Origin of the sequence: Hymenobacter nivis (assembly GCF_006439025.1) — a bacterium.
Taxonomy (GTDB): domain Bacteria; phylum Bacteroidota; class Bacteroidia; order Cytophagales; family Hymenobacteraceae; genus Hymenobacter; species Hymenobacter nivis_A.
Genome location: NZ_RCYZ01000005.1, coordinates 397,324 through 412,024, shown reverse-complemented (window position 1 = coordinate 412,024; position 14,701 = coordinate 397,324). Strand labels below are relative to the sequence as shown.

Below are 14,701 nucleotides of genomic sequence, written 5' to 3'. Positions count from 1 at the left end.
GAAATATGCCCTATTAAGTCAATAGAAAGGGTTTTCAACCGCAATAGCAAAGTTTAGTAGCGAAATAGGTGCTGTTCAGCAGGGAATTATTTCTGTTCATAGAAACCCAAAACTAAGTTTAATAAGTAAGTAAGCCTCGGCAGGTCTTCTTGGTAAAGTGCTGATTTAGTTAGGCTCAAATTATTATCTTTGGCCTAACGGCAATAATACTTTTCTTATAAGCCACTCATTAAAAGCCATCCTTACTTCCTTGTTATATGAGACAATTCGTACGGTTTCTCACCTTTTTGCTGGCGTGGAACGCGCTGGGTAGGACGGTGGCCTGGGCGCAATGCACCGCCGCGGCAACGAGTACATTCAACTACACCACCACTACCGCTACTGGAACCCGCATGGGTACCGGTACCTCGAGTACGGCGGGGTCAACCAATACCTTCACCGATGCGGTTGGCAGGACATCGCTGACGTATAACAATTACGTCAGGCTCGCCACCGGCGGCACGAATACCTTCGCGGTAGGAAGCAATGGGGCATTGAGTAGCCAATCGTTGGTCTGGCAGCAGAATGACGTGGGCTCGACCTTGGCTAACAACCAGGTCAGCGTCACGTTCACGTTCACGCGCTCGGTTACCGGATTAAGGCTGGTGCTGCAAGACGTAGACCGGGATGATTTTATTCCGGCTACGGGTGGTTTATTTGGTACCCCCGCCAGTGGCGCGGATTTCCAGGATAACTTGACTTTCAACGGTTATACCACTTTGGATGCCAACGGCAACCCTGCTGGCACTCCCATTGCGCTTACTGCGGCCAACTTTACCACCGGCACTACTAACGCATACGTTACTGGCACTAATACTGTACAGGGCACCTCCATCAATGCGGCGGGCGCTTTGGGGGGAAATGTGACGGTTAACTTCGGAACCTCCAACGTGGCGGTGCGTGCGGTGACCATCGTTTACAAGAATACGCACCCTATCAGCGGCAGCAACGACCGTACGCAAACCCTCGGCATCAACACCATCTCGTGGTGCCGCGCCGCCCCGTTAGCCAACGACGTTACCAACGCTGCCACCATCCCGAGCAGTGCCGGCCAAGTCAATATCGATAACTTGAGCAGCACCTTGGATGCCGGCACGGTGCAGAATTATACCATCACGCAAATACCACCGGCTGCTGAAGGGGTCCTGTACTACAATTCGACGGGCAGCACCTACGCAGCCGTGGCCAACGGCCAGGCCCTGACGCCGGCCCAGGCTGCCAGCCTGCGCTTCGACCCGGCCGCCGGGGCCACGGGTGCCAACACTACGTTCCGTTACACCGTAACGGACGACGCCACCCTGACCTCGGCTGCTGCCATTTATACCATTCCGCTGAGCGAGCAAACGCCCTGCGCCGTTACGGCTGCACTCAACTTTAGCACCCGGCCTGCCGAAGACTGGAAGGCTCACGCACCCATTAGCGTGCCGGATGGCTCGCCGCTGACCACCATCGGCACCAGCGGTTACAGCGTGACAGGGAACCCATCGACCGCGACTTTGCAAACGGGTACCCTGAACACCGCGCAAACGCTGGTTTGGAACAACGCGTATCCAGCATCGGGTGCCAACAACAAGGCCACGGTTACCTTCAACTTTAGCCGGCCCCTGTCCAACTTCACGGTGCGGGTGCAGGACATAGATGCTACTACCGCTTTTCAGGACCAGGTAACTTTCACGGGCAGCAACGGCGGCACAGCAGTAACGCCCGTGCTCAGCCTGGTGAACCCCAACGCCGCTTTCACCAGCATTAGCGGCAACACCGCCACCGGGGTAGTGGCCACGGGTGGCAACGCCACCACTACCGATGCCAGCGTAATTGCTTATTTCGGAGGCCCCATTACGAGCCTGACCATTACCTACGCCAACATCACAAACACTACCGGCACCCCAGCCAGCCAATTCATTGGCATCGACTTGATGAACTTCTGCCGGCTGGCCCCCGTGGCCAACCCCGTGGCCAGCGCCGTGCCACAAGGGGCAACGCAGGTCCCCGTTGGCAGCCTAAGCTCGCAGGTGGACGGCACGGTAGCGTCGTACTCGTTCACGTCGGTGCCGACGGCGGCCCAGGGCACGTTGTTTCTCGGTAACACGGCGGTTACGGCCGGCACCGTGATAATGCTAGCCCAGGCCAGCCAGCTCACATTCACCCCCGCGGCGGGCTTTAATGGTACGATCAACTTGGCTTACACGGTTAAGGACGATGCCAATCAGGTCAGCACCCCGGCGGCCTACGCCATTACGGTAGCCCCGAGCATCTCGGGCTACGTGTACGAAGACGCCAACTACGGCGGCGGCGCGGGCCGCAGCCGCACCACCCTGGGCACCGGGGCCGTGGGCCGGGCCGGGGCCCGCGTCGAACTCTACAACAGCACGGGCACCTTCGTGACCTCGGTTCTGACGGATGCTAACGGCTTCTACCTCCTGCCAGTTGCGGCCAACACGGCCTACACGGTGCGCGTGGTTAACAACACGGTTATCTCGGCTCGTGCTGGGGCCACCTTCACGGGCTCAGCCGCGGCCGGCTACATCAGCAACCAGCTAGCTGTGCAGACCTACAATGGCACCACCGACCGCGTGGGTGGCGAGGCCCCGCAGAAAGTGGATGCCGCAGCCGGCACCACCGGCACCACGCTGGCGAGCCTGAACACGGCCACCACCATTGCGGAAAGTCAGTTTGCTGTCAACACCGGCACGGCTGCCACTACCAGCGCGGACTTCGGCTACAACTTCGACGTGGTGACGAACACCAATGACGCTGGCCAAGGCTCGCTGCGCCAGTTCATCACAAACAGCAATGCGTTAGGTGGCGAGGCTTTGCTGGCCCAAAGCGGCTCGCGCACCAACATCACCGGGGCCTCCGTGGCCCTGGCCGCCGGTACCGAAAGCAGCATTTTCATGATTCCGAACGGGGCCACCACCAATGCGCCGGCTGGCTTGCGCAGCGGCCTCGTCAGTGGCCTTGCCAACAACGTGGCGGCCCTTGCTCCGGCCACGGCGCTGCCCACCGTCACGGGTGCGAACACCAGCATCGACGGCACTACCCAGACCTTCAACATCGGCAACACCAACAACGTGGCCTTGGGCGCGGGCGGTACCGTGGGCACGGGCGGCACGGCCCTCGCGCAAGTGAACGGCCCCGAAGTGCAATTGAAAGGCGCAACCGGCTTCAACGGCTTCACGATAGGGGCTGATAACGTTACGGTGCGCGGGTTGAGCATTTACGGCTTTAGCACGGGCATTTTTGGCGGATCGAACAACACGGGCATGCGCATCGAGCAGAACGTAATCGGGGCTTCGGCCACCAGCTTTGCGGACCCCGGCGCAGGCAACCGCAACCTGAACGAGGGCATCAACCTGAACGACTCCGACAACGGCTCCATCGCCAACAACCTCATCGGCTTCAACGGCGGCATGGGAATTTGGGCACTGACCACCGCCAACAGCGGGTCGGTTGGGGCCAACGGTAACACCATCACCGGCAACGAAATCCGGGGCAACGCCATCCTGCGCGTTGCGGGTGGTGGCGAGCGCCTGGTATTCGACGGCATTGAACTGCAAAACAATAGCACGGGCAATACCGTGTCGGGCAACCTGATTACCGCCAACTACGGCCACGGCATCGACTCGTTCGGCAACACCGTTGGGGGCAATACGATATCAGGCAATACCATCAGCAACAACGGCGTAGGCGTGGCCACCGGTACGGGCGAAGAAGGCTCGGGCCTGCGCATATTTGGCGCCACCAACCCCACCATCATTACCAACAACGTGCTGACCGGCAACAACGGCTCGGGCGTGCTGGTGCTGGGCACGGCCAACCAGGTAACGATTTCGCAGAACTCGACCAGCGGCAACACCCGCCTGGGCATTGATCTGCTGAGTGCGGCCGAGGGAACAGCTGGCAACGGTACAACCTTTTGGAACGGCAACACCGGCACGACCCCGAACGCAACCCTCAACGACAACGGCGATGGCGACACGGGCGGAAACGGCCTGCTCAATTTCCCGGTGCTCACCACGGCCACGCTGACCAGCACGACGTTGGTTGTCAACGGCTACGCTCGTCCTGGCTCGCTCGTTGAGTTGTTCCTGGCCACGCCGCTCACTACGGACCCTACCAACACTGGCGCTAACACCGCCGTCAGCAACCGCAACTTCGGCCAAGGCTCCAGCTTCCTGGTTGGCCGCACTGAGGGCAACGCCACTGACGACAGCAATACCGGCACTGGCACCTACGGCGTCGCCAATGGCGGCCTCGTCAACGGCGTGAACCAGGGCACTGATAACACCAATCAGTTCACCTTCACCATCCCGCTGAGCAGCCTCACTGCGGCACAACAGACGGCCCTGCTCAACGGCAGCTTACTTACCAGCACCGCCACGCTCGCCAACAGCACGTCCGAGTTTTCGGCCAATCTCTCGCTGCCTGTGGTCGACGTAACGACGGTCTTGGCAGGGCCCCTGGCCCTCAACGCTGGCCAGCCTTCGGGCAACTTCACGGCCACGTACACCAACAACGGCCCCTCAGTGGCCAGTGGCGTGACGCAGAAAGTAACCATTCCGGCCGGGGCCACCAATGTGCTAGTCAACGGTATAGCATACACGCCGACGAACAACGTCATCGACTTCACGACGGCCAGCAACGGCACCCTGGCTAGCGGCGCCACCAACACGTTCACGTATAGCTTCACGGCGCCCGCCACAACAGGCTCGGTGATGCAGACCAGTAACGTAACGACGACTACCAGCCAGGGCAGCAACACGGCTCCCGATGCTGCATCCTTTACTTCGACCATCAATCCGGTTGCAGATGTTGCCACGACTATTTCGGTGGCCAACGCTAACGTAGCCACAGGAGCTACCGGTGCGTTCAACGTGACGTTCATCAACAACGGTCCTGTTACGGCCACTGGAGTATCCGCTTCGGTTCAGCTGCCCCCAGGACTAAATGGCGTAACGGTAAGTAACAATGGTACTTACAATATTAATACCGGCCTGGTGAGTTATCCTGGCATTGGTGGGGTAGTGACTGGCAGCGGCAACCGCGTGGATACACAAATTGCTTTCACTATGCCGGCTGCCGGCTCGGTTACAGCCACATCGTCCATTAGCACAACAACCAGCGAATTGGGGCGGACGGCGAATAACGCTGCATCGGCTACCATCACGGCAGCGCCACTATTCGACGTGGTAACGAGCATTACGGGCCCCGCAACTACGGTGGCGGGCACGCTGGTGACTTACAGCTTGGTAACGACCAACAACGGTCCTTCGACCGCCACGGCCATTGGCCAGAGCGTGAAATTGCCTGCAGGCCTAACGAACGTGTTCATCTCAAACGGTGGTACGTACAACAGCACGACGGGGGATGTGACCTTCCCCAGCTTGGCTACCCTAGCTAACGGGGCCCAGGTGAACAACACCATCAGCTTTGTGGCGCCGGCCGCCACGGCCAGCCCCATAAGCGCGGTGGCCACGATAACCGGCGACACGAACGCGGCGGGCAACACGTCAACTGCGTCGACCACGATTTCGGCGGCATCGACCACCAACGCCAACATCTACACCACCATTACCGCCCGGCAGAACGGGGTCGTGGTTGACGACGTACTGCCCGGCAGCGCAATCAGCTACACGGTGGTTTCGGGCAACAAAGGGCCGAACGCCGCCACGGACGTGGTGCAGCGCGTGTTGCTGCCCAAGGGCCTGACGGGCGTCACCATCACGGGCCCAAACGGGGCGGCTAACGCCAATTACAACGCAGCCACGGGCGTCGTAACCCTGCCCTCGGTTGACTTGCTGGCCAGTTCGAGCACTGCCACCTACACCATCACGGTGAACGCGCCGGCTTCGGGCATGGTGGCGGCCACGGCCAGCATTTCGGCCACCACCAACGACATCGTGGTGGCGGACAACGTGGCCACGGCCGACGTAACGGTGAATGTCCCCGGCGACGTGGCCACCACGCTCGTCGGCCCCACGGAGGTGGGCGCGGGCCAGAACGTGACCTACACCGTCACCACCGCCAACAACGGCCTCGCATCGGCCGCCAACGTGGTGCAGACCGTGACGATTCCGGCCGGCTTGCTGACCGTTACCATCACGGGGGCGGGTACTTACAATGCCAGCACGGGCGTTGTCACCTTCCCCAACATTGCCAGCCAGGCCAGTGGTAGCTCGGTGGTCAACTCCATTTCGTACACGGCTCCGGCGGCGGCTTCCCTGCTCAACGTAGCCTCCGTGTCATCAGCGTCGCCCGACAACGTGCGGACCAACAACCGTGCGGCCGTAACCACCCTGGTGGACCCCATCGTGGACGTGACGGTGGCCATCAGTGGCCCGCCGAGCATTGTGCAGGGCAACCAGGTTGACTACGCCGTAGTGGTGACCAACAACGGGCCCTCGATTGCCCCCTCGGTGGCCGCGCAGGTACAGCTACCTGCTGGCCTAGGCGGGTCAAACGTAATGCTCTCTACGGGGGGGAGTTACAATAACACTACCGGTTTGGTGACCTTCGCGGCCATCTCCAACCAACTGGTGGGTGCGGCGGGCACCGTGACGAACGTAGTACGCATCGTTGCGGCTCCCATTGGCCTGAGCCAGATCAACGCTACGGCTACCGTGAGCGTGGGCGCTGCTGTGGAAGAGTCGAACTACACCAACAACGTGGCAAGCGTCATCACGCCGGCAAGTGCCCCGACGACGGTAAAAACAGACTTGTTCAACAACGTCACGGTTTCGCCAGCTATGCCCAATGCCGGCGATGCCGTAACGCTCACCGTTACTACCTCCAACCTCAACTCGAGCACCGGCGCGGCCACCAACGTAGTGCAGCGGGTGGCCCTCGACGCAGGCCTCACGATTAGCTCCATCAGTGGGGGGGGCACCTACGACCCCATCACGGGCGTTGTAACGTTCCCGGCTATTGCCTCGCAAGCCGTTGGTGCCACCACCACCAATACCATTGTACTGGTGGCTTCGGGCACTACTCCGCTCCAGGCCCGGGCCTTCGTGTCGGGCGACCAGTCGGACCCGACCCCTGGCAACAACCAGCAGCTGCGGACCATCGCGGTAACGCCCCTTGCCGACGTAGCCACGTTTGTAAGCGGCCCCACAACGGTGGCGGTTGGCGATGCCGTGACCTACTCGGTGCTGACCCTGAACAACGGCCCTTCGCCGGCTAGCGGGGTGGTCCAGAAGGTGACGATTCCTTCGGGCCTGAGCCCCGCTTCGGTTACCATCTCGGGCGGCGGCACGTACGACTCCTCGACGGGAACCGTCACGTTCCCAACCATTGCTACGCAGGACGCGGGCGCTGGCGGGCAGGTGATGAACTCGATTTCCTTCACGGCGCCGAGCACTGCTTACACGCTAATCGGCACCGTAGCGACGACGACGACCCAGCCCACTACCACTACCGCGACCAACAACAACACGTCGACGGTGACGGTAGCACCCGGCAACACCGCGCCCGTGGCCAATTCGGTTGTCAATGCGCTGCAAACGCCGCAAGGCAATACGGCTGGGGCCCTGTTGCTCTCGCCGCTCAGCGCCACCGACGCTGACAACAACGTGGCCTCCTACAAGCTCACTTCGCTTCCCGACGCCGATACCCAAGGGGTGCTGACGCTGAACGGCGCAGTGTTGACCTTGACGGATGTCATTACGGCCGCCAACGCCGGCAACCTCCGGTTTGACCCCGTGGCCACCTTTGTGGGCAACGCTTTCTTTGGCTACACCGCCATGGACAACGCGGGTGTGGTATCGGCGGCCCCGGCCCTGTACACCATCCCGGTTGGGCAGGACTTGAGCAGCGCGGCCTACACGTCGGCCACGGCCAAGGGCGGGACCAACAAGTACGTGACCAACGACGTGCTGGCCTTCACGATTGACCCCAACACGGCAGTGTACAACACCGTTGGGGCGATCTACAACGCGGCCGGCGCGATTCAGCCCACCACGCCGGGCAACGTGCCGACCAACAACGGCCTGGGCGGCGCCGTGCTGGCAGCCACGGGCCCCGCCCAGAACCCGACCAACACCCTGCCTCCTGGCGTATCGGTGAACCCCACCACGGGCCAAGTATTCGTGAGCGACGCGAGCAAATTGCTCAACTACAGCAACGCCCGCACTTACTACCTGAACGTGGTAACCACCGACCTGAACGGCGGTACGAACACGGCGCTGGCCGCCTTCACCATCGGGGCGTACCCGCTGCCAGTGGAGCTGGCGGCGTTCACGGCCACGGCCGTGGGCAACCGCGACGCGGCGCTGGCCTGGGCCACGGCTTCGGAGAAGAACAACGACCACTTCGACGTGGAGCGCAGCCTCGACGGCACGGCGTTCGTGAAAATCGGGCAGGTGAAGGGCCAGGGCAGCACGTCCAGCGCGACCGACTACGCCCTGACCGACGCCAACGTGGCGGCCAAAGCAACCGGCACGGTGTACTACCGCCTGCGCCAAGTGGACGCGGACGGCACAGCGAGCCTCTCGCCGGTGCGCAGCGTCTCGTTCACGCAGGTAGGGCCCCTGGCCATTGGCCTGTACCCGAACCCAGCCGTGGCCAGCACGCAGCTCGACCTGAGCCAGCTGCCGGCGGGCACGTACCAAGTGAGCGTGGTGGACATGACGGGCCGCTCGGTGCTGAGCGCTTCGCTGGCCGGGGCCCAACTGCACACCCTGGACCTGGCCAAGCTGGCCAGCGGCAGCTACGTGGTGCAGGTGCGCGGCACGGCTACCGACGGCACGGCCGTCAGCCTCACCAAGCGCTTGGTGAAAGAGTAATTGTTGCCCCCGGCCGCGTTGGCCGGGGCCCTACGCAAGGCCCTTCCCTCAGCTTGGGGGAAGGGCCTTTGTGCGTTTGGGCCCTGGGGGCGGGGGTGGGATTAATCCCAGTAGGAGCGTTTGCCGTATGCGGGCCCATGCCTGACTCCACCACTCCCACCGCCGTACTGGCCCTGCACTACTGGGCCGGGGCCGGCCACGAATTTGACGCCCTGCGCCCGCTGCTGCCCGCGGGTACCGCCCTGCTCGCCCCCGACCTGCCCGGCTTTGGCGCTCAGGGGGCCCCCGCGGGGTTCGACTACTCGGTGGGTGCTTACGCCGATTGGGTGGCGGCCTTCATCGCCGAGCACCAGCTGACCGACTACGTGCTGGTGGGCCACAGCCTGGGCGGCAAAGTGGCCCTGGCCCTGGCCGCCACCCGGCCCGCCGGCCTGCGCCGCTTGGTGCTGCTCTCGCCCTCGCCACCCAGCCCCGAGCCGATTTCCGACGACGACCGCGCTGCCTCACTGGCTGCCTATGGCCAACCCGCCGAAGCCGAAAAAACCTTCCACACCATCACCGAGGCTGCCCTGCCCGCCGCCGCGCACCGCCAGATTGTGGCCGATAACCTGCGCAGCACCCAGGCCGCCTGGGCCGCCTGGCTGCTGGCCGGCTCGCTGGAAGATATTACGGCCCTGATGGGCGAAATTGCCGTGCCCTGCCACCTGCTGGTGGGCACCGCCGACCGCGCCATTCCCGCCGCCGCCCAGCGCCAGCATACCCTGCCGCTGCTGCCCCCCGGCACCCCCTTCACGGAGGTGCCAGGTACCGGGCACTTGCTGCCCTACGAGGCCCCGAAAGCCGTGGCCGCTGCCATTGCGGGCTAGTGCACCGCACCCACCAAGAAAGCCCTTCTGGCCGCATGGCCGGAAGGGCTTTCTTGGTATTAAGTAACTGGTATCAAGCGGTGATTCGTGGCGCGAACTGCGGCCGAAGATTAGCGTAGCCAAAGCTTGCGCCATGCCCCCGGGGCCCTATTCCAGGGCGCGGCCGCGGAAGAGCAGGTAGCCCAGGTGGGCGTACACGCCGAAGTGCTCGGTGGGGTCGTCGTAGTAGCGGGCGTGCAGGGCCAGGGGCCCCACGAGCGTCATGTAAATGAAGCCGGTGCTGGCCGTCAGGCGGGGCCGGTCGAAGCCACTGGTGCGGATGGCCGTCTGGTCGGCGGCCTGCTCGAAGGGCTGGAAGTTGAGGTGCACGTAGAGCTCGGAGCGCCACTGCAGGCTGCCCAGCACGGCCTGGCTGTAGCGCAGGCCCACGGCCCCGTAGCGCCCGCTGCGGTACTTGTCCAGAAACAGTGTGCGGGCGTCGGGCAGGGGCGCAAACACCGGCGCAATGGCCTGTGAGGCCCGGAAGTTGCTGAACCGGCCCTGCCCGGTGGCCATCAGCTCGCCGAAGTAGCCCCAGTTGCGGCGGTTGCCGGGCAGGGTAAAGTAGCGCTCCACGGTGGCCCGGAATTGCAGCCACTGGTGGTGGCTCGCGTTGGCTGCCACCAGCGACGTCGAGCCCGGCGTGTAGTCCGACGCCCCCGTGACGCCGCGCAATGTGTACGAGTAGCGGTGGCCGCCGGTGGCGTACTGCTTCTCGTTGAGCGTGTTGCGGTCCAGGCGCAGGGCCCCTGTGAAGCCGTGGAAAATGGTTTTGTCGAGCACGTCGCTGCTGCTCACCTCCGTGCGGTTCGTGTAGTCGTCGTGCGTCGTAAACAGGCCCGCGTCGAGCAGCAACCGGCTGCGGTAGGTCGGCGTCACGCCCACCTGGAAGCCCACCTTCGTGTCCTGCTGCCGGATTTGGGTGCCCAGGGCGTTGCGCCCCAGCAGGCCGCCCGTGCTCTGGAAATCCCACTGGTTGTAGGTGATGCCCGGCTCCACGTAGAACGGTACCTTGCCCGGCACGCTGATGCGAAACGAGCCGTGGGCCCCGTTGTAAAAGCGCCCCAGGCTCACGTCGGCCGCCGTGGTGTAGAGCAGCTTGCGCAGCACCCGAAACTCCAGGCCCAGGAAAAAATTGTCGATGGGCCGGGTGCTCAGCACGAAGCCCACCTCCGCCGTCACGTTGTTGTTGCGCTGCGCGTCGAGGCTGAAAATGTAGCCCTTGCGCGCCGCGTCGTAGCGAATGCGCGGGTAAATGTTCTTGAAGTAATCGTCCGACGCCAGCCGGTAGTAGCCCTCTTCAATCTCGTCGAGGCTGAACTCGCGGCCCTTGCGCTGGAAAAACTTGGCCGCATACGTGTTCTGGTCCGGCCGCAGGCCGTGCACCTGCACCTCCACAAAGCGCGGCTCGGGCACCCCCTGCTGAAACGCGAGCCGCCGCGCCGCCAGGGCCGCCGGGTCCTGGCGGCGGGCAATGCGCTGCTTGATGAGGTCCATCTTCAGCAGCGTGGCCGTGTCGCCCTTGCCAATGAATTGCTTCACCTGGTCGAAGTCGCCCACGCCCAGGGCCCCCAGGTTGGGCTGGATGTAGATGCCGTTCTTGCCCACGCTCGACGTGTCGGCCACGCTCGTGCCCAGGAACAGCACCGTGGTGGCCAGCAGCTCATCGTCGTTTTTGAAAGGGTACTTTTTGAAGGCCACGTCGCCCACGTTCACCCCGATGATGACGTCGGGCGCAAACTCCGTTTTCATGGCCGCCGTGGGGAAGTTGTCGAACACCGCCCCGTCGTAGTAGTACTTGCCGTCGAGGTTGCGGATGGGCCGGAAGGCCAGCGGAAACGTCATCGAGTTGCGCACCGCGTCGCTCAGCGAGCCCTGGCGCTGCACCACCTCCTGGCGCGTGAATACCTCCGACGTCATGCACCGGTAGGGCACAAAGAGCTTGTTGAAATCGTAGCCCGCCTCGGCTCCCGACGGGGCCAGCAGCTTGGCCAGGGCCAGGTTCAGGTTCAGGTCGTTCACCAGGTTCGAGCTCACCCGTGCGTGCAGCGTCGAGTCGAGGGCCACGCCCAGGCGCAGGGCCGAGGGCGAGGGCTCGCTCGTGACGTAATTGAAGGTTTTGCTCTCCAGGGTGCGGCCCGACGTCCAGTTCTGGAATTCCTTGCTCAGCACAATCTGCTCGATGTCGGCTGGCGAGTAGCCCGAGGCGTACATGGCCCCCACCACGGCCCCCATGCTCGTGCCCACAATGTAGTCGATGGGGATGTGGTTCTTCTCCAGCTCCTTGAGCACCCCCACGTGGGCGAGGCCCTTGGCCCCGCCGCCGCTCAGCACCAGGCCCACTTTTTGGGCTTGGGCCGGGCCCGCCCCGCCCAGCGCGCCGGCCACCAAGCCCGCGCATAATAGTTTTTTAATCATAAAATAATTCAATAGCGTAGCAGCCGGTTTAATCTATTTTCACCGAAAGTACGACACCGCCCCGAATGCGCCCAGGGCCCCCGGGGCCGGCTCCCGCGGGCCTCGCCCCCGTGTCAAAGACAAACAAGGCCGCAAGCAACCAGCCCGGCCCTGCTTGCCAGAGTTACAAAATTGCCGTTGGCCCCGCTGCGCCAGCAGCAGCGCCGTTAGCAGCGGCCAGCCCGGGGCGGTGGTTTGCGCATAAGTTGCCTTAGGGGGCAGGTCGGTAGTGGTTTCGGGCCGGGGCGCTGGGCGGTCCCGCCGCGCTCAGGCGGGGCTGGGGGCGGGCCAGGCCACGGTGGCGCACAGCTGGGGCCCCACTTCTTCGAATCCCAGGCGCACGCCCAGGCCCTGGGCCAGGCGGCCGGCAATCCACAGGCCCAGGCCGGTGCCGGGGGCCAGCGGGTCGGCCTGGTACCAGGCGGCGGTGAGGTGGGCCAGGTGGGGCCCCAGGGGTACGGCCAGCGCGTTGGCCACGCCGATGGTGGGGCCTGCGCCGGCCGCTGGGCCCGCCAGCCGCAGCGCCACCGGGGCCCCCGGGGCCCCGTGCTTGCGGGCGTTGTCGAGCAGGTTCAACAGCATGGTGGTGAGCTGGTCGGGGTCGGTGCCGACGGTTAGCTCGGCCGTGGTGGCGTGCTCGGGCAGCTCGATGGTGAGCGTGCGCCCCGCCGCCCGGAAGCGTGGGAGCTCGCGGTCGGCCAGGGCCAGCAGCAGCTCGTCGAGGGCCACGGGGCGGCGGGCGGCGGGCAGGGCCCCCGCGCCCAGGCGCCCCACCAGCAGGAAATCGTCGACGAGGCGGCCCAGGCGGGCCAGCTCGGCGTCGTGCCCGGCCAGGGCGGCGCGGGTGGCGGCGGGTAGGTTGGGGTCGCGCCCGCTCACGTCCAGGCCGGTTTGCAGGGTGGCCAGCGGCGTGCGCAGCTCGTGCGCCGCCGCGGCCAGGAAGTTGGCTTGGGCCGTGGCCTGGCCCTGCAAGCGGCCCAGCAGCTGGTTGAGGGTTTCGGCCAGCTCCTGCACTTCGTCGCCGGTGTTGGGCACGGGTAGGGGGGCAATGTCCTGCGCCTGCTGGATGCGCCGGGCCTGGGCGGCCATGCGCCGCAGCGGCCGCAGCGCCACGGCCGCTACCGCCGGGGCCAGTAGCGCGGCCAGCGCGGCGCTGCCCAGCAGGCCGAGCCACAGGGTGCGGCGCAGGCGGGCCAGGTCGCGGGCCAGGGGGGCGGCGGGGTGGGCCAGCCACAGCGTGAGGCGGCCGGTGGGCGCGGCCTCGCTGGCGCCCGGGCCGGGCGGCGCGGCGGCGCGGCCCACGGCCACCACGCGCCGGGGCCCCAGCGCGGCGCCGGGCGCGCCGGGGCGCGGCAGCCCGGGGGCCCCGGCCGGGAATTGCGCCGAGCGGAACAGCTCGCGGGCCGGCCGGCCGGGCTCCTCAAAATCCAGGCGCATGGCCTCGCCGAGCTGGTCGGGCAGGGGCAGGGTGGGCAGCGGGTCGAGGCTCACGCGGTCGAGTAGGCGGGTGGCGCGGGTGCGCAGCTGGGCATCGTCGGTGCGGGCCAGCAGGCGGGCCAGGCTGCGGTACTGGTAGCCGCCGGCCGCCAGCGCAGCCAGCCCAAACACCAGCCCGAACACCAGCAGCAGCTGCCCCCGCAGCCCCAGCCGGAACCGGCGCCCCGGCGCGGAGGACGTGGAGGAAGTAGGAGGGGATGGGGGCGTATCGGAACGCATTTATTTTATAAGGAGTGGCTTTTTTGGAATAAATAGCCCGTCATGCTTCGCTGCGCGCTGCATGACGGGCTAAAACACTTTTCTGCTGATTCAAACGACTCCTTATTCCACCGGCTCGCGCAGGCGGTAGCCCTGGCCAATCACGGTTTCGAGCAGGGCAGGGGCGGGGGCAAAGTCGCGGTCGAGCTTGCGGCGCAGCTGCGAGATGTGCACCTCAATCACGTTCGAGCCCATGTCGTACTCTACGTCCCACACCTTTTCGGCGAGGCGGGTTTTCGTCACCACCCGGCCGGCGTTGCGCAGCAGCAGGTCCAGCACCGCAAACTCGCGGTTGGTGAGGCTGAGGGCCCGGCCGGCGCGCGTCACGGTGCGGCCCAGCGGATCGAGCACGAGGTCGGCCAGACGCAGGGCTTCGGCTCCGGCGGGCCCCGCCGTTTTGCGCCCAATGATGAGCAGCCGGGCCAGTAGCTCGTCGAAGGCAAAGGGTTTGCGCAGGTAGTCCACGGCCCCGGCCTCGAGGCCGCTGACGACGTGGCGGGCATCGGTGAGGGCGCTGAGGATGATGACGGGCACGCTCAGGCCGAACTCACGCAGGTTGCGCAGCACGTCGAGGCCGCTCTGGCCGGGCAGCATCAGGTCGAGCAAAATGCAGTCGTAGGGCGTGGCGGCGGCGCGCTCCAAGCCCTCGGGGCCGGTGGCGGCCACGTCGGCCACGTGCCCGGCCTGCGTGAGGCCCTGTTGGATGAACCCGGCCAGCCGGGCTTCGTCTTCGACGATGAGAATGCGCATATAATCAGCCAG

Annotated in this window: 5 protein-coding genes; 2 read left to right on the top strand and 3 right to left on the bottom strand. The window is 64.9% G+C overall.

The features are described from left to right. The first annotated feature begins 257 nt into the window (after positions 1-257). Both EAH73_RS14280 and EAH73_RS14275 read left to right on the top strand, forming a co-directional pair. Positions 258-8,822 carry a T9SS type A sorting domain-containing protein gene (locus tag EAH73_RS14280; protein WP_140467650.1) on the top strand — a complete coding sequence of 2,855 codons (8,565 nt, stop codon included), beginning with the start codon at positions 258-260 and terminating at the stop codon, positions 8,820-8,822. A 137-nt stretch (positions 8,823-8,959) separates the two neighbouring features. Then, a complete protein-coding gene (locus tag EAH73_RS14275) occupies positions 8,960-9,688 on the top strand; it encodes an alpha/beta fold hydrolase (RefSeq protein WP_140467648.1) in 729 nt (242 codons plus the stop codon). Between the two features lie 147 nt (positions 9,689-9,835). On the opposite strand, the gene EAH73_RS14270 is transcribed toward EAH73_RS14275, so the two are convergent. From EAH73_RS14270 to EAH73_RS14260, 3 genes are all read right to left on the bottom strand, one after another. Beyond that, positions 9,836-12,145, bottom strand: a complete 2,310-nt coding sequence (locus EAH73_RS14270) for a patatin-like phospholipase family protein (protein ID WP_140467646.1) — start codon at positions 12,143-12,145, stop codon at positions 9,836-9,838. A 306-nt stretch (positions 12,146-12,451) separates the two neighbouring features. Then, on the bottom strand, positions 12,452-13,900 hold the full coding sequence (locus tag EAH73_RS14265) for a histidine kinase dimerization/phospho-acceptor domain-containing protein (protein WP_140467644.1): 1,449 nt from the start codon (positions 13,898-13,900) through the stop codon (positions 12,452-12,454). A gap of 102 nt (positions 13,901-14,002) precedes the next feature. After that, positions 14,003-14,689 carry a response regulator transcription factor gene (locus EAH73_RS14260; protein WP_140467642.1) on the bottom strand — a complete coding sequence of 229 codons (687 nt, stop codon included), beginning with the start codon at positions 14,687-14,689 and terminating at the stop codon, positions 14,003-14,005. Between the last annotated feature and the right edge of the window lie 12 nt (positions 14,690-14,701).